The 18,644-nt window shown below is 52.1% G+C and carries 23 protein-coding genes and 1 pseudogene; 19 read left to right on the plus strand and 5 right to left on the minus strand.

All coding sequences use genetic code 11. The features are described from left to right. Positions 1-33 precede the first annotated feature (33 nt). Positions 34-1,152, plus strand: coding sequence for a toll/interleukin-1 receptor domain-containing protein (locus tag QM701_RS12460; protein WP_415167371.1), 1,119 nt, complete (start codon positions 34-36; stop codon positions 1,150-1,152). A 564-nt stretch (positions 1,153-1,716) separates the two neighbouring features. Here QM701_RS12460 and QM701_RS12465 read toward each other — a convergent pair. Further along, positions 1,717-2,118, minus strand: a complete 402-nt coding sequence (locus tag QM701_RS12465; RefSeq protein WP_415167372.1) for a hypothetical protein — start codon at positions 2,116-2,118, stop codon at positions 1,717-1,719. 113 nt (positions 2,119-2,231) lie between these two features. Here QM701_RS12465 and QM701_RS12470 point away from each other — a divergent pair. Next, positions 2,232-2,396: pseudogene (locus QM701_RS12470) on the plus strand (conjugal transfer nickase/helicase domain-containing protein); the annotation flags it as partial. A gap of 28 nt (positions 2,397-2,424) precedes the next feature. Here QM701_RS12470 and QM701_RS12475 read toward each other — a convergent pair. From QM701_RS12475 to QM701_RS12490, 4 genes are all read right to left on the minus strand, one after another. Continuing rightward, positions 2,425-2,928, minus strand: a complete 504-nt coding sequence (locus QM701_RS12475) for a hypothetical protein (RefSeq protein ID WP_415167373.1) — start codon at positions 2,926-2,928, stop codon at positions 2,425-2,427. A 383-nt stretch (positions 2,929-3,311) separates the two neighbouring features. Beyond that, the gene (locus QM701_RS12480; protein WP_415167374.1) at positions 3,312-4,607 is read right to left on the minus strand and encodes a hypothetical protein; all 1,296 of its coding nucleotides are present in this window, start codon (positions 4,605-4,607) and stop codon (positions 3,312-3,314) included. A gap of 227 nt (positions 4,608-4,834) precedes the next feature. Next, positions 4,835-5,050, minus strand: coding sequence for a hypothetical protein (locus QM701_RS12485; protein WP_415167375.1), 216 nt, complete (start codon positions 5,048-5,050; stop codon positions 4,835-4,837). Between the two features lie 186 nt (positions 5,051-5,236). Continuing rightward, entirely contained in the window at positions 5,237-5,677 is a 441-nt protein-coding gene (locus QM701_RS12490; RefSeq protein ID WP_415167376.1) for a helix-turn-helix domain-containing protein, read from the minus strand. Positions 5,678-5,701: 24 nt separating this feature from the next. On the opposite strand from QM701_RS12490, the gene QM701_RS12495 reads away from it, so the two are divergent. From QM701_RS12495 to QM701_RS12575, 17 genes are all read left to right on the plus strand, one after another. After that, complete coding sequence (locus tag QM701_RS12495) at positions 5,702-6,202, plus strand: SHOCT domain-containing protein (RefSeq protein WP_415167377.1); 501 nt, start codon at positions 5,702-5,704, stop codon at positions 6,200-6,202. Between the two features lie 393 nt (positions 6,203-6,595). Beyond that, positions 6,596-7,228 (plus strand): hypothetical protein, encoded by a 633-nt coding sequence (locus QM701_RS12500; protein WP_415167378.1) that lies wholly within the window; start codon positions 6,596-6,598, stop codon positions 7,226-7,228. Positions 7,229-7,336: 108 nt separating this feature from the next. After that, on the plus strand, positions 7,337-7,495 hold the full coding sequence (locus QM701_RS12505) for a hypothetical protein (protein ID WP_415167379.1): 159 nt from the start codon (positions 7,337-7,339) through the stop codon (positions 7,493-7,495). Further along, the gene (locus QM701_RS12510) at positions 7,479-7,886 is read left to right on the plus strand and encodes a hypothetical protein (RefSeq protein ID WP_415167380.1); all 408 of its coding nucleotides are present in this window, start codon (positions 7,479-7,481) and stop codon (positions 7,884-7,886) included. The genes QM701_RS12505 and QM701_RS12510 overlap by 17 nt, the downstream gene beginning before the upstream one ends. Further along, positions 7,883-8,296, plus strand: a complete 414-nt coding sequence (locus QM701_RS12515) for a hypothetical protein (RefSeq protein ID WP_415167381.1) — start codon at positions 7,883-7,885, stop codon at positions 8,294-8,296. Before QM701_RS12510 ends, QM701_RS12515 begins: the two co-directional genes overlap by 4 nt. A gap of 292 nt (positions 8,297-8,588) precedes the next feature. Then, the gene (locus QM701_RS12520; protein WP_415167382.1) at positions 8,589-8,777 is read left to right on the plus strand and encodes a hypothetical protein; all 189 of its coding nucleotides are present in this window, start codon (positions 8,589-8,591) and stop codon (positions 8,775-8,777) included. A gap of 145 nt (positions 8,778-8,922) precedes the next feature. Beyond that, the gene (locus QM701_RS12525; RefSeq protein ID WP_415167383.1) at positions 8,923-9,447 is read left to right on the plus strand and encodes a hypothetical protein; all 525 of its coding nucleotides are present in this window, start codon (positions 8,923-8,925) and stop codon (positions 9,445-9,447) included. A 12-nt stretch (positions 9,448-9,459) separates the two neighbouring features. After that, positions 9,460-9,627 (plus strand): hypothetical protein, encoded by a 168-nt coding sequence (locus QM701_RS12530; protein WP_415167384.1) that lies wholly within the window; start codon positions 9,460-9,462, stop codon positions 9,625-9,627. Positions 9,628-9,996: 369 nt separating this feature from the next. Continuing rightward, positions 9,997-10,416 (plus strand): antirestriction protein, encoded by a 420-nt coding sequence (locus QM701_RS12535; protein ID WP_415167385.1) that lies wholly within the window; start codon positions 9,997-9,999, stop codon positions 10,414-10,416. Positions 10,417-10,812: 396 nt separating this feature from the next. Next, positions 10,813-11,193 carry a hypothetical protein gene (locus QM701_RS12540; RefSeq protein WP_415167386.1) on the plus strand — a complete coding sequence of 127 codons (381 nt, stop codon included), beginning with the start codon at positions 10,813-10,815 and terminating at the stop codon, positions 11,191-11,193. A 163-nt stretch (positions 11,194-11,356) separates the two neighbouring features. Next, positions 11,357-11,800 carry a hypothetical protein gene (locus QM701_RS12545; RefSeq protein ID WP_415167387.1) on the plus strand — a complete coding sequence of 148 codons (444 nt, stop codon included), beginning with the start codon at positions 11,357-11,359 and terminating at the stop codon, positions 11,798-11,800. A 159-nt stretch (positions 11,801-11,959) separates the two neighbouring features. Further along, positions 11,960-12,493, plus strand: a complete 534-nt coding sequence (locus tag QM701_RS12550) for a cold shock domain-containing protein (protein WP_415167388.1) — start codon at positions 11,960-11,962, stop codon at positions 12,491-12,493. Next, complete coding sequence (locus QM701_RS12555) at positions 12,459-13,118, plus strand: DUF4230 domain-containing protein (protein ID WP_415167389.1); 660 nt, start codon at positions 12,459-12,461, stop codon at positions 13,116-13,118. Before QM701_RS12550 ends, QM701_RS12555 begins: the two co-directional genes overlap by 35 nt. 125 nt (positions 13,119-13,243) lie before the next feature. Beyond that, on the plus strand, positions 13,244-13,516 hold the full coding sequence (locus tag QM701_RS12560; RefSeq protein WP_415167390.1) for a hypothetical protein: 273 nt from the start codon (positions 13,244-13,246) through the stop codon (positions 13,514-13,516). A gap of 1,043 nt (positions 13,517-14,559) precedes the next feature. Further along, positions 14,560-15,294 (plus strand): PEP-CTERM sorting domain-containing protein, encoded by a 735-nt coding sequence (locus tag QM701_RS12565; RefSeq protein WP_415167391.1) that lies wholly within the window; start codon positions 14,560-14,562, stop codon positions 15,292-15,294. 655 nt (positions 15,295-15,949) lie between these two features. After that, positions 15,950-16,702 carry a hypothetical protein gene (locus tag QM701_RS12570; RefSeq protein WP_415167392.1) on the plus strand — a complete coding sequence of 251 codons (753 nt, stop codon included), beginning with the start codon at positions 15,950-15,952 and terminating at the stop codon, positions 16,700-16,702. Between the two features lie 80 nt (positions 16,703-16,782). Further along, a complete protein-coding gene (locus QM701_RS12575) occupies positions 16,783-18,447 on the plus strand; it encodes a hypothetical protein (RefSeq protein ID WP_415167393.1) in 1,665 nt (554 codons plus the stop codon). Positions 18,448-18,644: the final 197 nt, after the last annotated feature.

Genomic DNA, 18,644 nt, shown 5'->3' on the forward strand with positions numbered 1-18,644 from the left:
TCTGTTTTCATTACTCACTGGTGAGGCAGCGCGATGCTCGGAAAGAAATCTACCGCAAATAAACCAGCGCTTGAGCCAAGTGAACCGATTCCACAAGCGACCTTATCGAAACGCGGTAGAGTTCTAGTTTTCATTAGCCATGATAGTAGAGATGCAGACTTAGCAGAAGCATTCGCAAATTTACTATCTGACGTCAGCGCAGGGACACTGAAGTCATTCCGTTCATCAGATAAAAGGGGAAGTTCTGGCATTGAGTTCGGAACTGAATGGTATAAGGCCATTATGTCTCAATTGGGTGACGCTACCGATGTTGTTGCCCTACTCACTCGACATAGCATTGACCGCCCGTGGATTTTATATGAGGCAGGTGTTGCCAAAGGGAAACTTGACACAAACGTCCTTGGTGTCGCTTTAGGGGTTCCCCTGGAAAAAGTTAGTACTGGTCCATTTGGTCAATTTCAGAATTGTGGGGATGATGAAGATTCGTTCACCAAGTTAGTCATCCAGTTGCTTCAACGTAATCCAGATGCATCTCCCCGAGAAGAAGCTGTGCGCCTGCAGGTCCGCGTCTTTCTCGACGGAGTAAAGAATCTACTTGCTGCAAAAGGTAAGGCAATGACCTCTACTGGGACTGATGAAACCAGTGTCGCCAGACTTTTTGAAGAAGTAAAAGTAATGGTTCGAGAATTGCCGGAACGTATGGAAGATCGTATTCGCTCTGCTACAAAGCGTACCTCACAGAAGCGTATCCATCGTTTTCACCCTATGATGTTTGAAGAGCTTTTGTTCCACCCCGCGCTGACCGAGACACGTCATGGTCCAGCAACGGCTTGGCTACTCTTCATCTCTATCCTCCGGGACGATTTACCGTGGATTTATGAATTGGGACTTGAGTTATATCAAGCATTGCGAAGCGGTGATCCCCATAAAATATCTGAAACTCGGAAAGAATTGATAGCCATCATCGAAGCGACTGCCCAAGGCCCCTTCCTCCATGAAATCCTTCGCCCCGATGATGAAGAGCTATATTTTATGGTTAGGCATTTGCCCGAGATGATTCAAGGATTTCTCGAACACGTCCCTATCCGAGTTGAACGGCGTCCTCGCAGAAGAAAAATCTCTGAAGCCCCCGGTAATCCTCCCGGCCAATAGAGGTGGTTAGAAGTAGAATTTTCTCGTTAAGAGGGAGTTCTGCATGGAGAAGTCGAAATTTTCGGACAGCCAGATCATTGAGGCGTTCGAAGCTAGTGCATCGCCGAGGGGCGAAAGCGCATCGCCGTGAAATCTTCTAACCGATAATACTCACTCTCACCCGATCCAGTCAGCCGCACGGTTGGATCGGGTGGCGAGCTTGATTTTTTCCTAAAGGAGACGTTTATTTCTTTGGCTTACTAGGCTTAAGAGCAGGCGTATTGCCAGGAGTTTCCTTGTTGTCGCGACGACGTTGATCAGGCTTGCCAGTTGATTTGGCGATTGGCTTTGGACCAGGCTTAAGTGTCATGAGTACTCTCCTTTAAACAGCCGTAATACATAGTAACTATTAGTAGATTCCATTGCAAACACCGAATCGCCCCGGGAATGGCCAACCGCTATTTTGGCTTGATGCGACGTCTCTCCGCCTTGACCGAACCGAAGTCCGGTTGATTTGCAAAGTAAAAGGCATCGCTGTTTCTAAGCGGAGCGTATAGGCAGCTCTCAACGTGCTTAGGTCAATGCTTACTGACAAGGCTGTACAAGTAGCAGGCTAATGTTGACCATCTGTGCCATGTCGTCGGTTGCCGTATGTTCAGGCAGGCTGCGCCAGTTGACTGTCAGGCAAACTGCAGTGAGATTTTGCGTGCCTTCAGCACCGACGACCCGTGGCGCAAAGTCATGCCGATAAATCGCCTGTGTACGTCTATTGGATTGCACGTCATGGGCATCGCGTAGGGTGGTGGCGACCAGTTTCGGGATCTCTTGCATTGGTAGGGTAAAGCGCCTTTGCACGCTTTCCTGCTGGAAGCAGCCTTCCGCTCGGGTGCGTCGCCATAGTTGCTGCCATTGGCTGCTGTCGGCAGCGTTGGCGAGAGACTGGCCATAGGCTTTGAGGGTTTTCTCAGACAGGTTTTCCGTGTCCATGGCGTGGCTCACTCCGCTGGCCAGGATTAGTACGAAAGACAGGTTACGTATCAGTATGATCAAGCCCCGTAAGGTAATGGAATAGGTACATTGCCTAAGAGGCCGTTCACAACAGTCCTGGCGTATTCCAGCGCTATGCGCAGGAGGCCCCCATCGAGACGCTCGCCAAGCAAGAACAGCTTACTGACTGGCAGCTGATGCAGAAATATTTCGCGACGCTGCAACAGCACCGCAAGCAGCAGGATGGCCTAAATATCTGGACCTGTGAAGTCACCGGGGTAAGTAACGGTAATGAATACGGCCATATCACAGCTGATTATCCTTGGAGTATTGCCAAAGCGCACTGTCCAAGCGTCGCATTGAAATCCCGTTATGTTCAGCAAGAACACGGCAATAGTCAGTGTATTTCTTCCAAAAATCAAATGTATAACTAGGGACATCGTCGATGGACAATGACCAAAGCGCTCGGTAATCGATAATTGGATAATGGCGCTTGCTGCAAAAATGGAGAATGTAGGAAGCAGTGGGCCAACTGACGCCAGTTAAGATAGTAAGAGACTGAATTTCAACTTGCTCGGACTTTGCGCTAAACGAAATAGTAGTTACCTCCTTGACCAATTCAGGAAGGTTTTTTTCACAGAGCGATGTTGACCGGAATGATTTGACATTACAGAGTTTCATAAACTCATTTTTTGTCAGATAGCCTCTTGAACGAGCGCTCTGCCCAATGCTCTGTAAGCGCGCGAGATCTGGTGCACGATCAGCCCAATAGGCGATTCTCTTTTCCGGAAAACGGAGCTTAAATTTCATCTCTTTCCCCAAAAACAGATATTAAACGTTCGATGTGATCAACGAAGAGATAGGAGGCCTCAATGCGAGATCGGCGACTCACATAGACCCGCATTAATGATAAATGCAAATGCATACTGAAAGGGCAGTTTTGGCCGACCAAGAGAACCATCAAGCCAGCGCCGCCAAGAACTCCCTCACCTGCGACTCCCTTGCTCGCCCATCCAAGCCATGCAGCTTCAAGAGCAGTTCCGCAGTACTGTCATCGTCACAGTATAGGGGCATTCAAGGCGTTCGCAATCAACCTCCCCGTCGGCAACGGCGGTTCATATGAGCGGCAACCCAAAGGCTAGCCTTTGTAAAGTCAGGCCCATGGAATTGTTAAGCTATACGGTCGCTTAGGCTCACAGTTTCCGCAAGCGGATGTACTGACGCAGCACAGGATTAACAAACTCGTATACCCCCTGCCGTTCCGGTACACGCTCTAATATTGGACCGTACCTTTTCTCCACAAGTCGCGGGATCAACTGGTTGACAAACTGAATGTCAAGTTCCTCTGCAACCTGTCGTGTGTTCTTGAGAACGACACGGCCGATTTCATCTGAGAAGAGAGATTGCTCCGTAGGTTGCTCAGCCAATAGGTGAAGAAGTATCTGCCTCCCCTCGGATTCGCCAATCGCCCGTTGATAGGCAGATTCAAGGGTTGGAAAAGCCTTGCCAGAGCGAAGGTCGTCGAGAACCTTCGTAAGTACGGAATCATCGACTAGATTGGTGCCACGCGCATTCGCCTCGTTGACACACTGTTTACCGATCAACTGCACAAAATATGGATATCCTTGGCCTAGCTCGGCGAGCCTCGCCGCTATGCCCGGCTCGAACCTCATTTCGCCTGAAAATAATTCTGCTGCGCGGTGGATGATGCCCTCCGCCTCAGCAAGGGGCATCGGCTTGACGGCGAGGACACCTTGTTCAATTAGTCGCTCGACGGAAGCATGATCTTCGATGATATCTGCGAGGTCTCGTCCAACACCACAGACTGCGAATTTGACATCTGCGGTCGTGAGCGATTTGATGAGGGAACCAAGCCCTTCTTTATTTTCAATTACATCGAATTCATCAAGAATGATCAGTAGTCCGTCCCGTTTCATTCGGTTGTGAACTTGATGAACGACAACGGAGGTAACAAAATTGCGAAAAGTCTGAACGACGTCGTCCGCCACAACTCTCGCATACTTGGACGATTCGACCCCTCTAGCTCCCCAGTTAACTACTTTCAGGTCAGCACCTGCAGACACCTCTTTGCTGCGAGTGAATTCCACGATTTCTTTCCCGTCATTGGGGATAAGTCGAAGGAGGCTGTCGTCAGCGTTCTGATCATTGCACAAACGAGCCAAAAGATCCTTGCCGTCCTTGATCAAGGAATCGCAGGAGTAATAAACAGTAAGGTATGTGCGAGGACGAGCGGGGATCAAATGTGCAAGACCGGCGCGCTTTGCTAAGGTGTACTCACCCAGCGCCATCTGCTGGATTTGGCGTAAGAGGGACGACTTTCCGACTCCTCGTTTGCCAAAGACAGAGATCAGGCCAGTTGCAGAATTTAAAGCACTGATACAATCCCGGATTAGTTCGGTTCGCCCGACGAATCGACTAGGGTCACGAATAACATCGGCAGTAAAGCCCACCTCTGGATCAACGGCCATATAAAAACCTTCAGAATTAATTGCGAGGCAATCTTATTTTTGGGCGATTTTCTTGCTGTATAAAATCGACCATCACGTTCTTGTAACATCTGTTAACACAATAACTTCGATGTATCTCGCTGGCAGATATCCATTGCTGGCACCTATTCTCAGGGTCTGCTCTTAGCTGACTTCAGTCTATTTGGGAATATCCTACTCCGAATCGTGTTCCTCAGCTGAAAGTAACTTCAGCTACGTAGCGGTTTTTTGACGATATGTGCTATTTCTTGTGCTAAGCATTTACCTACCTCTTTTCCTCGTTGTCTGCTTTCTTCGTGTCCGTTCGACGTGTGATTTATAGGGGTTCTAGCTAATTCAAGCAAAGAATCAGCTATGCCCTTCTTAAAGGATGTGCCATGCCCTTGGGGCAAAATGTCTGGAATTTCTATCTGTATCATCATCATTCGATCCTCATTGAGGATTGCCTAATAGTGTTTATACGGACGCTGGGGCTAGTACAAAAATTGATATTGACTAGTGCTTAGCCTCTACAACTAGTGAAGCATGGTCCCATCCCATCGAAGCCATCCAAAAACAGCATCCGACTGCAACACTATCCAGTACAGAAAGCACCAAAGCGCTCAGAGCCGTCAGGCCAGCGCAGCCAAGAACTTTCTTATCTGCACCTCCCTTACCTTCCCATCCAGGCTATGCAGCTTCAAGAGCAGTTCCGCAGTACTGTCATCGTCACAGTATAGGTGGGCAACAGGGGCATTCAAGGCGTTCGCAATCAATCTCACCGTCGGCAACGGCGGTTCATGCACGCCTAGCTCATACCGGCTGATTCGCGCCCTGGCGCTGGATTCATCAATCCCGATCGCTACCCCTAGCTTTTCTTGAGACCAGCCACGCCCTTCCCGCAACGCACGAATCCTGCGTCCAGCGATGTTCTGAGGGGAAATTTGTTTCGCACGAGACATGTTGCGAGTCTCGTGACAAAACGCAATAATGTTGTCACGGTAGTCGTTACAACACGTGTAATCGGTAGTTGATAGCAGTTCATCAGTCGTTTCGCCTTCAATGCAGATCAACTGAGGCTCAGGGAGAGGTGTTCAGTGAAGCGCATCCTCGATAAGACAGCTACGTCAGTTTCCGACGCCGCCAAAAAGACATCCCAAGTAGTTACGGACGCCATTACGCATAAAAACACCCAGGCCGTTTTGGACTGGGCAAAAGAGGCCGCTGGCTCCGCAGCAGCCGAGGTTGGAGCTCTTGCGAAAGAAGTAGCCCGGTCTGACATGGTTAAAGATGCAGCCGTCGGGGCGGCGATTGGGGCTGTTGTAGCAATTCCCGTTCCACTAATTGGTCCCGCTGCGGGGGGTGTTGTGGGGGCTGGGGTGGGCCTCTATAAGAATCTGACTAAGCAAGAGACGAGAAGCCATCCAGCGCCTTCCGACAAGGCAAGAACCGGTGACCTCCTCGAATCGACCGACACCACATATGAACAACTCCTCAAACTCGATGAGTTGCGGATAAAAGGAATCCTTACGGAAGAGGAGTTTCAGGAGCAAAAAAGCAAGTTGTTGAATGGAAGCCGATATAAAGAAAAGCCATAAAAATGGAGAAACTATGGAAAAGAAAACACCCCAGCGGAGATATCTCGTAGTAGTGCTAGCAGCTGGCATGACTCTTTCGGGATGCATGAACATGCCCACGCCTCCAGCACAAATCACCAGTGCCTACGTGTCACCCGTCAAATACGACGGCCTTGAGTGTCCTCGCTTGGCTACAGAACTCGCCGCTCTAGCACGGAGAGAGAATCAGTTAGTAACGGCACAGACCCAGCGAATCAAAACCAGTGAAGTCCAGGCATTCTGGTATGGGTACGGCCAGGGCGATGGCGTCGAAGCCAGCGAGTTAGCGAATGTCCGGGGAGAGCACGAAGCCGTGCTCCACCAGATGGCTGTCAAGTCCTGCGGGAATGCGAAGTAGCTTCGTCGAGGGAAAGCATGAGAACCGTCATCAAGTCCGTGTTGATCATCATTTTGGCGATGGGATCATTTGCGGCGGGGTACTACGTCTCGAAAAGGAATACGCCCCAGCCGCCTGTAACAACTGTTCTCAGCGAACCTATCATCATGAGAACGGAAGGCGGTCTGCTGGAAGTCTCGACGGCCAAGGCGAAGGAGAAGATCACCGAGGTATTTCCGGGACTTTTCTTCGACACCATCGTTACCGTCACGGTGCCTGCAACGTATCGCTATAACGTCGAGTTGGCTCCGGAATGGAAGTTTATGCGTCAAGACAAGCTGTTTGTCGCTGTCGCGCCGCCTGTCAAACCCGCATTACCAGTCGCCATCGACACCACGGGGATGACCGTGAACATGAACTGGCCCTTCGGCACGAAGGAGCGGCAGCAGGTCATACAACGCACCACCCCGGCGCTGCAGGACAAGGCCAACAGCTACCTGCGGAATCAGAGGGAGCAGGCGCGCAAGACCATTGCCGAATTCGTCACAAAATGGGTACTCAGCCAGGAGAAATGGAAAGACGCCAAGGGCCTTAAGGTGGTGGTTCTGTTCCCGGACGAATCCATCAATGATGCCCTGAAAGCCGGGCTGTACCCCATTCCAGTTCCGTAGAAGAGATCAGCCATCACTGGCTTGATCCTGTAGCACCCGTAGTTCCATCAACGCCCCCTGGAGAAATCCTCGGGGCGTTTTCTTTTGTTCATCTCCAAGGAGTCAATCATGCAAATGCGCAGCATCGAAATCCCCGATATCACCTATCAGCCCTCTCCCTTCCAGCCCTTCGGTCTCACCCGCCGGCAGCATCGGCGCAGCCGCTTGCCCAGCTACCGCCGCCATCATCCTTTCAAGGAGCTTCCTCTCTATGCTGATCCTGAATGACCCTGAAACCGTCGCTAGACTGACGAACGCCCAAGTCCGGCAACTTATCGAGCAGCGCATCGAGGAAATCAGTGCGTCCTGCCCCTGGGACGCTGACGAACTTGGTCCGTTCGTCGTCGTTGAGCCCGGAGATACGGCGGCCGATCTGGAGACTGTGATGGGATTCTCCATCCTGCGCGGCCTCTATGATGATTCCCGCTTCGGCGATGCGGCGTTCGCTCCTGCATTCGAATTCGCCGAATCCCACGACGATCAGTTGTTCGAGTTGGTGTACATCGTCGGCGATGGAGGCTACGGCTACAACCTCATCGTGATCAATGCGCCAGGGATCGACCCCACGCTGCTGGCGTTCTGCCGGACCTATGCCATCCCGGTCAAGGAGACCTCATGATCGTCTTGCGTGAGCCCGGCGACGTGGCCGGCGTTGCCCATCCGTTTATTCGGCGTTTGGCTGCGCTGAAATTCTCGCAAATCGGCCGGCCCGGTGACGACGAACGGTATGGACACATGATCGTGGTCGAGGCCGGCGATTCGGTCGAGCAGTTGGAACAGGAAGTCGGTTTGCCCATTCTGCGTAGCTTGATCGACGACACCGTTTTCGGACAGCCCGATTTTTCACCTTGCTTCGAAACCCCGGAGGAACATAGCGATGAACACGGAAACATCGTCTTCGAACTGCTGTTCATTACCCATGAGGATGGGACTGGTAGCACGCTCTTCATTCCGCAAGTCGAAGGTATCTCGGGAGATTTGCTGGCTGTGTGCCAAGCCTACTCAATGCCAGCCTTGAAACGTCCTTGACGTCGATTCCTGAGTCAACTCCTCCAATCAGCCGCCATGTGCCTTCCCGGACGTGGCGGTTTTTCTTACTGGAAGGGCCTGTCCGGACGTTCGATTTCCATAACCATGGAAATTAGCGCAACCGCAAAACGCAAAGTAGCGCGCAAAACCACGCCACCCCGCTTTCCTCGTGGCGCAAGGGAGTCATTTTCAAAATTGTGACGTGCCAGTTCTGACCCGCGCTGCTCTTCCCAATGTTCACCATCGCCCTCGGTAGATCCATCGCCGGGGGCTTTTTCTATGAAGGAGCCCTATGCCCAATGCTGTCCCTGAGGAATTTTCAATCGTTGCCGACATGGCTGCTCGGTTGAACGTCGTTCAGCGTGAGTGCTACGAAGAGCGCGCCGGAATCCTGGAGTTCGATGCCGGACTCGACCGTCCCCTTGCTGAAGCACTGGCCTTGTTGGAAGTCATTCGGCGGTACGACTGGCCGCCCACGTGAGGTGGCCTGACGTGACATAAAGTTCGGGAGATTCGCCATCTTATATGAGGGCCATTTTCTTACCTACGTACCCAATCCTTCATCCACGTACCACACCTGCCTTTTTTCTTCATTTCCTTTTCTTCACCACCATGAGGAAGTCTGTATGTCCAAGCAAACCACTGTTCCTATCGCCGTTCCTGTCGTCGCTCCTGTCGGTCCGCGCATTGTGAAGATTGGTACCTGCCCCAGCCTGTCGGGGTATTCGGAACTGACCTATCACATCGGTTGCGACGCTAAAGGGGCGATCCACCTACGTGTTGTCGGGAACTCCGGCTCCGGCAAGTTCAATCCGGACTGGGTGTCTCTGTCACGTATCGAGTCGTTGATTGCCGAGCGTCCCGACCGTACCACCCTGAGCGCTGCCGCACTGCGCCCGGTGTTCCAGGGCAAGAGCCGCAACAGCCCGTCCTTTCTTTTTGCTGCGCTGCTGTCGGAATCGATCGTCCGAGGCGGACCAGACAAAGACAGCGGTTATCTGCTCGGCGAGGTGAAGGCGTTCAAACAAACCATCGCCCCGTTGATTGCGGACGGTACTGATCTGTCGGAGCCATCGGATTCAGCCGATCACTCTGATACCTCCGTATCTCCTCCCGAAAAGGCGCGACCCCGAAAGCAGAAGGAGTCCTGATTGACCGGAGGCATGACTACCGCTCTCGTCACCATTGCGGTCCTAGGCATGTGTTTCGGACCGACGCGGTGGTTGGGCATTATCGCCACGGCCTTGCTCACGTTTGACCGTCCCTGGCTCGTGGTCGTGGTGATCCTTGCCGCGGCCGTCCTGTTTTATGTCCTGAAGCTTCGCAAGTAAGCCTGAACCAAACCCCTGAAAGGAGCATCGCCATGTATGAGTATCACCTGATCAACGCCATCGAGACCGTTCTGGACTGGGAATTCACCGAGAGCGCCATAAGCACCACGCACATGTTGGCCAATCTGTATTTCGAGTAGGCCGCGTCACCCATAGTCCCGTACTGACATCCCTGTAGTCCGCATCATCCTCGCCTGACACAGCGCAGGCTGTTCCATCCAAGCTGCCTCCCCTCCCTCCCCTGTAGCCCCCCCATCTCCTTGAGTTCCCCTGCGTCTATCCGGTGCCTCCGGAGGATGCCGCTCGCCCTGGAATTTTCGCGGGGGGTGGGGAGGGGGGAGCAGTTTTCCACAACCCTATGGAGTCTCTATGCCCGCACGCAAAACCATCGTCACCGCCCAACTGGTCCCGGAGTCCAAGCGCTTGGACGTCGCCGATCGCCATTTCGGCATCCGCTTTCCGCTGCAGTTCGAACCCATGGTGTATCGCTTCGCTGAGCAATTGGCGGAGAGCTATACCGGCGGCTACTGGCAGTTCTACACCTTATCCAACGGCGGCTTCTATATGGCGCCGGATTCCGAAGAGAGCTTCAGTGTCGTTGCTGACAACGGATACTCGGGCAAGTTCTCCGCTGACGCCCTGGGGATCACCGCCTGTCTGTACGCCTACAGCAACCTGTCCTTCTCTGAGGATAATTTCGGCCGGCGGTGCGCCAAGAACTACGGCCGGCTTCTGAACTTCGCCTTGAAGCATCCGGAGGCAAGCGCCATCCGGGCGGCAATCGACTAGGATCATCCGACACACCTGACGAACCCGACGCCGCAACCTTTCCGCAACGCCCTGCACCTTTCCCTTTATGGCAGTTGCGGCGTTGCGGATTTTCCACGGACACGCAGAGGATCAGCATAGCCACTTGCAATTATTTCCTGCCAAAGACCACTATCAGGAGTAGGATATTTTCAAACAGGCTGTAATCGGCCAAAAGCAGACCTACATGCAAGCTCCCCAAAGCAGCCATAGATCCTCGCTTCCGTGCGGCATATTGATGTTGTTATACTGACAGAAAAATTAGCAAGTGACTGAAAATAATAAACTTAAGACAACATATTCGTTATCATCAATATGAATTGTTATACGGATCCAGCTGTCCGTGTAAACACTGTTCTGCATAACGAGGGCGCCCGCATGCCGATTCTTAACCGCTGGAAATCGAAGAGCACCAATTCATCTTCGTATCGGGCATACATGAATGCCACGCTGGAAGTCACGGGCATGATGGCTGGCCAAAGATTTCCGCTGGAAAAGTTTATGGGAAATATGGCGACTCATCTAGCTCCGAAGGAAGGGATAGAAATCGGTCCGGTCCTAGAAAAACTTCCGGACGGCAACTACATACTCACCAATGATGGGCGTGAATTCTTTACCAGACGTCTTACCGATCAGCCTATGCAACGTGGAAAGGGTACGACCAGAGAAGAGATTGTTGAGATGATTCGCCGCATTGTTGCAACCGTGCCACCTGAAGGCTGGGAAGCGTTTGAAGTTGAGTTCCCGTCCAATGCATAACCCGGCGCTCATGGGCCGACGCACAGGGTGTCCTACAGCACTTTCTGATGAGCATTCCCAGAGAACACAGCGATCTGCTCTTTGGGCAATGATGCCGCGCTAGGTCCGGTGACTTCAGACGTCCCTCGGTGCAGGGAAGTCCCTCTCATTCGTTAGGCTTCATATGAACGACGGCAAAGACTTCTACCTACAAGTAGCGTTTGCCCTTTCTGGGTGCCAGCTTGTTGAACAGCAACTGAAGCTCTACATCTCCGAAGCGTTGAAGCTCGCGCAGAAATGCATAGGAAAGCGTATGCCATTCAAAATGTGTGGCGATGACTATGAAGATGCATCGCTTGAAAGGCTGATTGACGTTTTCAAGAAGCTCAGCAACAACCGAACGCTTGTTGCCGAACTTCACCGCTTCAAAAATGAAAGGAATTTTTTGAGCCACAAAGGGATCTCGCACTGTCTAGACCCAGAGGGTGAACTGTTCGAGACCACGGCGGCTGAGTTCCAAGAGCGGCTTCAAACCATACAGCAAGAAGCTAATCGCCTTTACCTGGTGATCCATGAAGAAGCCAACAATTTCCGTGGCTATCTTTACTTCGAGGAGTTTCCACAATGAAGCCAAACCCATCCCATCATTCGAGAGGGACGCTTCGCCGGCAAGACGGCCCCGCGCCCCTCAACTTGAACGTTCGAACGTCTGCTTCCAAAAATTCTGAAGGTTGGCTCAGTCGATACTGACCGTTCTGACTGATAGTTTTTCCAACGCTTCTTCTGTATGCGAATAGAAGGCCAACTCAAAAAGTGGAACGAAGATCGAGGCTTTGGGTTTATTGCCTCGGTTCAAGGTGGCCCGGAGATATTCGTACATGTTTCCGCATTCCCGAGAGATGGTCAGCGCCCAAGAATCGGCGAACGCTTGTCTTTTGAAATAGAAACCGACAACAACGGAAAGCAGCGTGCCATACATCTCGTCTGCCTGGATCGCCAAGTGCGACGCCAAAATCCACAAGGAAGAACAGCCCGCCGTGGCAGCGGGGGTATTGTTATGCGTATTTTTCAGCTTGCCATCGTAGTGGCCTTGGCTGCTTACGGTTATGCCGAATATTCCAACCGTACATCCTCTAGACCGATTGCTACCGTTCAATCAGCAATACAAGCGAGCTCAGCTAGCTTTCGGTGCGACGGTCGGACTCATTGTTCGCAGATGACTTCTTGCGCTGAAGCTATGTTCTTCCTGAAGAATTGCCCTAACGTCAAAATGGATGGGAATAACGATGGTATCCCGTGCGAGCAGCAGTGGTGCAAGTGATAAGCATCCGAAGTATTTCATCTTTAGCGCAATCGCCCTTGGTCTCGTCGGGATATGGCATTTCTGTATGAAATCGCCGCCTCCGCCTCTGCCACCGTCTCAACCACCACTGATGTCACTTGAGCAAATGGGGCATCTGGTATCGGTGAAGGTCAAATACGCAAACGTAATCGCGTTCACGAAAAAAATCACCCAAGATATCCCTTGGACACAATGGGAGTTGCGGTTCGGTGGAACTAAGGTTCTCTTGGTGGCGCGTGGCGACTGTCTGGTCGGTACGGATTTTCGATTGGCCAAGTACCAGGAGGTAAACCAAGAGCTAAGGTCCGCTGTTTTGGTGTTGCCAAAACCCCAGGCAATTTCAGCACGAGTTAACCACGATCCGCAGGACAAAGGCGGCTCTTATTTCTATGAAGTCACGGGCACCGGTATCGAGCCGATCATCCCGGGGTCGGCCAACCGCACAAAAGCACTGGATGCTGCATTAGGCATAGCTCAACAAGACATAGCTCGGGTTTGTGGTAGCCCCGAGGTGCTTGCCACGGCTAGGAAGAATACGGAGGCGACGCTCTTGCCGGCGTTCTCCGCAACCGGTTGGAAAGTCAACGTTCGCTGGGAGCAGTAGATGTCGTCGTTTGCTGATGCCCAAGCATCGCTTCGAGTGGAACGCTTTCAACAGCCGGTTTTCGAACTGCATCTTGAGCTGTCGCTTTTATCAGCGGCACAACCCTATTTTTAAGGGAGATATGTATGTCAAACGAAGCGACAGTCCCAGAAGAAAAAACAAGTGCAACTAGTGCCGTAGAGGGTTTTGGCAGCGCCTCAAGATTTTTTTGCATCATCGGTGGTGTCATTGCAATTTGCGGAGGAATAAGCCTCGCCGGATTACGCGCAGCAAGCGAAAACAATCTTTTTGCGGCGATCGCTAATGGAATTGGTTGGTATTGCATCGGCAAGGGAGTTTTTATGATCGCAATAGCATTCCAAGCAAAAGGCGCTGTATTGCGGCTGCTTCGGCGTTAACCGCCTAACAATTCCGTCGAGAGGGACCGCCCACAAGCTGCGCTTGTGGGTTCCCTTCGCGGCTTCGCCGCTACGGCGGCCTCTCACGTCAAACGTTGGGCATCGCCATGATTCTGCACCTTTCGACCGCTGCCACCATTTGCGCCATTTGCACTAGTGTCGCTGCTGCTGGCGAAGCGGCAAACGCATCTGCCATTTCCACACTTCGCAAAGCACAGCCCTCCGTTCGCTGGGATGAAAAGTCCGTGGTCGTTGCTGACATCACCTGTGATGGAAAGCCTGACCGAATAGCTGTCGGTTACGGGAAAGACGAGAGTGTTTGGGTCGGGTTTATGCAGCGTGGCGCTCGTCCCATAACAATGCAGTTCCCCCTGGGAAGGCACAGCCAAAATTCCTTCTGCTCAACTCCTGTACGTCTTGAAACATCATCACTCGCTTGCTCCGACGAAGAGATCGGCGATCTCCCTGGGTGCAAGGAAGTAAAGGGCTGTTCAGCATTCTCAGTTACCGACGGTAGCTGTGATTCATTCCACTTCTACTGGAATGCTTCGCGCAAAGAGCTTGTTTGGTGGCGCCGGTGAGCACCCGAGCCCAACCCATCATTCCACCAGACCGTGCGCATAAAGCCGCGCAAGGCCGGCGAATTCAGACGTTCATGAACGGCTGCTTTGCCTTTTCTTGAGGGTCCGGAACGGGGCGATACTGACCGTTCTGACTGATAATTCTTCCAATCTCCCTTTCGTATGCGAATAGAAGGCCAACTCAAAAGATGGAACGGTGATCGGGGCTTTGGTTCACATCCAAGCATGATCTTCAGCAAACGTCGATTGACTTAACAGACGGTACTGGCCGACCGCTTACACCGATAACGGCTTTGAAAGCACAATCCAGTCTCTCAAAGGCGTGTCGAAAAATCTTACACATATCAAGAATAAAGAAAAACGAAACAATAAATATTTAATAATTACATATAGTTATGTTGTTCTGGATCAATTATTGCTTGCATATGACATCTTCCATCAATTGAGTATAGGGAGCACAAAATGAAAAAAATTAGGTTGAGCCTATTTGCCTTGACGCTCATATGGGGTACGGGGCAAGCACTCGCAACCCAGCTAATTAGTAATTACTCATTCACCACAACCGCTACTTCTGCTGCCCCATCACAAGTCGCTTTTATTAGTGTCAATCCGTTTGATACATCACTAGGCTCACTTAACTCGGTAAACATATCCATCGCAGGCACGTTATCAACAATCATTAGAGCCAATCTCATTTCGGATGGAGCAGGGGGCTATCAAATACTCCCGTTCGTATCTTATGACAATCAGAAATTTGTTGGGGCTAACAATCAATATTTTCAATTCGATACGCCAGCAATATTCAGTCATATGGGTGTTACTGGAGTGGGATCGAGTTACCAATTTGATGACACATTCAATTACACCCTCTCTTTTGACAAATCTGGTTCAAGCTCGTTTTTTCTTGTCTCATCTGACGCTAGCCATACATCTCCAATATCGATAACAGGGTCTTTAACCAATTTTTTGCCAAGCGCTTCCTATCAAAATAAGCTCATGTTCTTTGATACGCTTACGTCAATGAGTGGCATTGGTTTTGATTTTTATGACTTCACCAACACCGTAAGCGGAACGATGACTGTTACCTATGATTTTGAAAATAATCAGAGTAACAACTCAGTTCCTGAGCCAGCCAGTCTTGCTCTTTTGGGCCTTGGCATCACCGGTATGAGTGTGATTCGTCGCCGCAAAAGATAGGCAGCATCATCAAACCGTAAAGCCCCGGTCTATCGAGAATTTTTCTTTCATGACTAACAAGTATTCAATCCAACAATGTGGCTTTAACGTAAGCGTCCCGAGATCGTCTTGACCGTTAAATTTTGAGGCTGTGGTCGGCTGGGAGCAGTAAATGTTCATCGCTTAGTGACCCCAGGCATCGCTTCGAGTGGGATGTCCACAACAACCGGCTTTCAGGCTGCACGTTGAACGATCGCTTCCCAAATTGGCAATTTTCTGTGCCGAATCGAAATGGAGTGAATCCATGCGCTGCCGCCGGGTACCTTCCCAAAAAATCTACCTTTTCTACCTGGGTGGGAAGAGTGGACTTTTCCCGGCGGGCGAGTTGGCCGTCGAGCGTGAAGCTACCGAGCAGCTCCTCACCCCTTTCCACACACCATAGCGCCAGTGATCCGACGCATCTGACGCCACAAACCCCAGTTGCTCATTTTTCCTCACGGCGTCGAGTCGTCGGGTGCGTCGAGTGCCGTATTCATTTGTGCCAATGAGGTACGCGAGATGCGGCCCGAGCGCAGTCAAAAGTCCTCTCAGATACAATCCTCTTCTCCCAAACCCATATCGCGTTTCAGTTCAGGAGCTACCGGGACTCCCCTGAACGTTCAAGAGGACAAGCACAATGATCAATCCAGAGGACGAGGTCGGATACGACGATCGGGGCAGTTGTACAGAAGAAGAAGCATCCGCCATGCTGCTCGGATGGATGCGGAATGCCGTGCGGAAACCTTACGTCCGGATATCCAATGACGGTTCCATCGACATTTCCCAGTTACCCGACCTCCTGGCATTGCCATGTTCGGCGCTAGAGCTTATTGGTGAGGAGAGAGAGCAGACTAGGGCTAAATTCGTAGGGGCAGTCGTTTCCGGCGACTTTGGCGAAGCACAGAGGCGGGAGGAGAAAATATCTCAATTGGATAGTATTGTTGAAAAAATGGTGCGTTACAAAATGGCAATTCAGCAGGAACTGGCGCGCTCCAACTCCAAACTCAAGCTCGACCCCGTACTGACCGGACAGACGGGAGTCCGGCATATCACCCTGCCAAGCCTGGATACCTGGGCCAGGATCACGTTTGGATTCGGCATCCTGGGAGAAGATAAGGTTACCGGCGCTACAAATCAACGCAGCTTGAAACAACCGAGAACAAAAACACAGCAGCAGGAGGCCGCGATTCTCGAAAAACTCCGCGAACTAGGCTTTGACCCAATGAAGCTGCCCAAGTGGCAACCCAATGCGCCGGGAGCCAAGGCGACGGCGCGAAAGGCATTGGGAATACCAAGTTTGCTGTTTCCTTCAGACAAGGCATTCAACAAGGCGTGGGGCAATTTACGGAAATCCCAGCAACTCGCAGAGGGTATCCCCCCAAATAGTTGAAGGGGGATACTTGCGAGGGGGGATAGCCTCCCCTTCAGTATTCGCGTCGCCCCACTAACTTTATGAAAGGAGAGGCGACGTTGGAAAATCAATCCGATACCACGCAACACAATGTAGCACCGGCAGTGACCCGTCCCAAACCCGGGACCTTGCATTTTAAGATTCCCGGCAAACCCAAGGCGGACATTCCCGCCACGCCCGATACCACCCCGCAGAAAGCCCACTCATCTCCAAGGGTGGGCGATATCCCGAAAAACCAGGATCAGCTCCCTGTTGCGCAAGGGAAGGACTCGGCTGCCCCATCCCGCCCGAAAACGGCAACGGCTGAGGTGTTGCCATACGATCTCCATGACCAACTGAAGCTGGTCAGGAACCCCGCAGGAAAAGCGTATGCGGTGGTGCAGCACGCAGGAAACTCCGTTGCTTTGCCCATCGGCTCCAAAAGACTCAACGCGATTATTACGACGTGCGCCGCTCAGAAGGGAAAATCGTTGCAGCCGAGACAGATCGATGAAGTCAATCAACAACTTGAGGCGCACGCAGAACAGTACGGAAAACCCCAAGACGTCTGGTACCGAGTGGCCAAGAGCGAGGGCGGGATCGAACTTGACCTGGGCGACGAAAACCATACGCGGGTGCGTATCACGGCCGGCCGCGTCGAGATTCCGTTCGTTGGGTCAGATGTTGTGTTTCAGAGGACACCGAACATCCAGCCGATGGTTATGCCGGCAGCCGAGGGTGATGTCGATCTTCTGAGAAAATACTTGAATGTGGGCGCTCCTGAGCAGTTGATGCTGATCGCCTGGATCACCTACACGCTCGCCCACCCCAAGGTGCCTTCCAGCAAGTACGTTTTCTTGGTGCTGAATGGAAACGAAGGCAGCGGGAAATCAAGCTTGTCCAGGCTACTGCTGCGGCTCATCGATCCGAGCGCCTTTGGCGTCCAGACTTTTCCGCGCAACGAAAAAGACCTGGCGATCGCTGGGCAGAGTGCCCATGTCCTTGCGTTCGACAACTTGAGGTCGTTCAAATCGGAGATGGCCGATCACCTGTGTATCGCCTCGACGGGCGGCACAATCACCTCGCGCCAGTTATACACCGACGATGCTCAACAGGCGATTTCCTTGCATGTTGCGCTGATTCTCAACGGGATTCACTCCTTTATCGGACAGCCGGATTTGGCACAGCGGTGTCTGCCGATCTCCCTGCGACCAATCGATCCGTCAAAGCGCAAGACCGAGGAAGCTCTCATGGCGGAATTGGAGGCCGACATGCCGAAAATCATGCGTGGCCTGTTTGACCTGATAGCGAAAGTATTTGAACAATTGCCCCATGCCGAAGCAACGAACCCCGAGCGGATGATTGAATTCTCCCAATGGCTCGCCGCTATGGAAAGGGTTGATGGCGTGCCTGCAGGAATAAACCCGTATCAACGACTTTACAGCGAAATATTGCAGCAAGGCCAACTCGACACGCTGATGGACAATCCGCTGGCGGCCGCAATCATCGAGTTCGCAGAAGCACTCGAAGAGAATGCTTGGTCGGGAACACCGGCAGATTTTCTGGCGAGGCTGAACATCTGTACCAGTCATGGCTCTGGATTTTCTCGCGACTGGCCGCAGAACGCTATTGCCCTGTCCAAACGTATTGGCCCATTGCAGGCGGGCTTACTGTCCCAGGGAATCCGGATCGAGCTCTCGCGTGGCAAAGAACGTGTAGTGACGCTAACCAAGGAGGACTCATGAAGACCACGGCTAGCGTCTATACCAGGAGCTGACCGAAGTGGCCCCGCCTGACAGTTTGAGGTAGCCCGACCGGCAGAATCGACGCACCCGACGACTCGACGCCCACCTGCAGCGGTATTGCTCCGGCGGCGACGGGTTCGTCGGGTATTTCGAGACTTCCGGGGTGGCTGCTGCGCTTCTCGCGCCTCGGCCGCTTG

Source organism: Propionivibrio sp. (assembly GCF_047602565.1).
Lineage (GTDB): Bacteria > Pseudomonadota > Gammaproteobacteria > Burkholderiales > Rhodocyclaceae > Propionivibrio.

Bases quoted from the DNA above. Each gene is read 5' to 3' on its own strand.
- QM701_RS12570 (WP_415167392.1), top strand. From the start codon at position 15,950: ATGATCAATCCAGAGGACGAGGTCGGATACGACGATCGGGGCAGTTGT.
- QM701_RS12510 (WP_415167380.1), top strand. From the start codon at position 7,479: ATGCTGATCCTGAATGACCCTGAAACCGTCGCTAGACTGACGAACGCC.
- QM701_RS12475 (WP_415167373.1), bottom strand. From the start codon at position 2,928: ATGAAATTTAAGCTCCGTTTTCCGGAAAAGAGAATCGCCTATTGGGCT.
- QM701_RS12540 (WP_415167386.1), top strand. From the start codon at position 10,813: ATGCCGATTCTTAACCGCTGGAAATCGAAGAGCACCAATTCATCTTCG.
- QM701_RS12565 (WP_415167391.1), top strand. From the start codon at position 14,560: ATGAAAAAAATTAGGTTGAGCCTATTTGCCTTGACGCTCATATGGGGT.
- QM701_RS12505 (WP_415167379.1), top strand. From the start codon at position 7,337: ATGCAAATGCGCAGCATCGAAATCCCCGATATCACCTATCAGCCCTCT.
- QM701_RS12480 (WP_415167374.1), bottom strand. From the start codon at position 4,607: ATGGCCGTTGATCCAGAGGTGGGCTTTACTGCCGATGTTATTCGTGAC.
- QM701_RS12520 (WP_415167382.1), top strand. From the start codon at position 8,589: ATGCCCAATGCTGTCCCTGAGGAATTTTCAATCGTTGCCGACATGGCT.
- QM701_RS12500 (WP_415167378.1), top strand. From the start codon at position 6,596: ATGAGAACCGTCATCAAGTCCGTGTTGATCATCATTTTGGCGATGGGA.
- QM701_RS12465 (WP_415167372.1), bottom strand. From the start codon at position 2,118: ATGGACACGGAAAACCTGTCTGAGAAAACCCTCAAAGCCTATGGCCAG.
- QM701_RS12485 (WP_415167375.1), bottom strand. From the start codon at position 5,050: ATGATGATGATACAGATAGAAATTCCAGACATTTTGCCCCAAGGGCAT.
- QM701_RS12545 (WP_415167387.1), top strand. From the start codon at position 11,357: ATGAACGACGGCAAAGACTTCTACCTACAAGTAGCGTTTGCCCTTTCT.
- QM701_RS12530 (WP_415167384.1), top strand. From the start codon at position 9,460: ATGACTACCGCTCTCGTCACCATTGCGGTCCTAGGCATGTGTTTCGGA.
- QM701_RS12550 (WP_415167388.1), top strand. From the start codon at position 11,960: ATGCGAATAGAAGGCCAACTCAAAAAGTGGAACGAAGATCGAGGCTTT.
- QM701_RS12460 (WP_415167371.1), top strand. From the start codon at position 34: ATGCTCGGAAAGAAATCTACCGCAAATAAACCAGCGCTTGAGCCAAGT.
- QM701_RS12535 (WP_415167385.1), top strand. From the start codon at position 9,997: ATGCCCGCACGCAAAACCATCGTCACCGCCCAACTGGTCCCGGAGTCC.
- QM701_RS12555 (WP_415167389.1), top strand. From the start codon at position 12,459: ATGGTATCCCGTGCGAGCAGCAGTGGTGCAAGTGATAAGCATCCGAAG.
- QM701_RS12525 (WP_415167383.1), top strand. From the start codon at position 8,923: ATGTCCAAGCAAACCACTGTTCCTATCGCCGTTCCTGTCGTCGCTCCT.
- QM701_RS12560 (WP_415167390.1), top strand. From the start codon at position 13,244: ATGTCAAACGAAGCGACAGTCCCAGAAGAAAAAACAAGTGCAACTAGT.
- QM701_RS12515 (WP_415167381.1), top strand. From the start codon at position 7,883: ATGATCGTCTTGCGTGAGCCCGGCGACGTGGCCGGCGTTGCCCATCCG.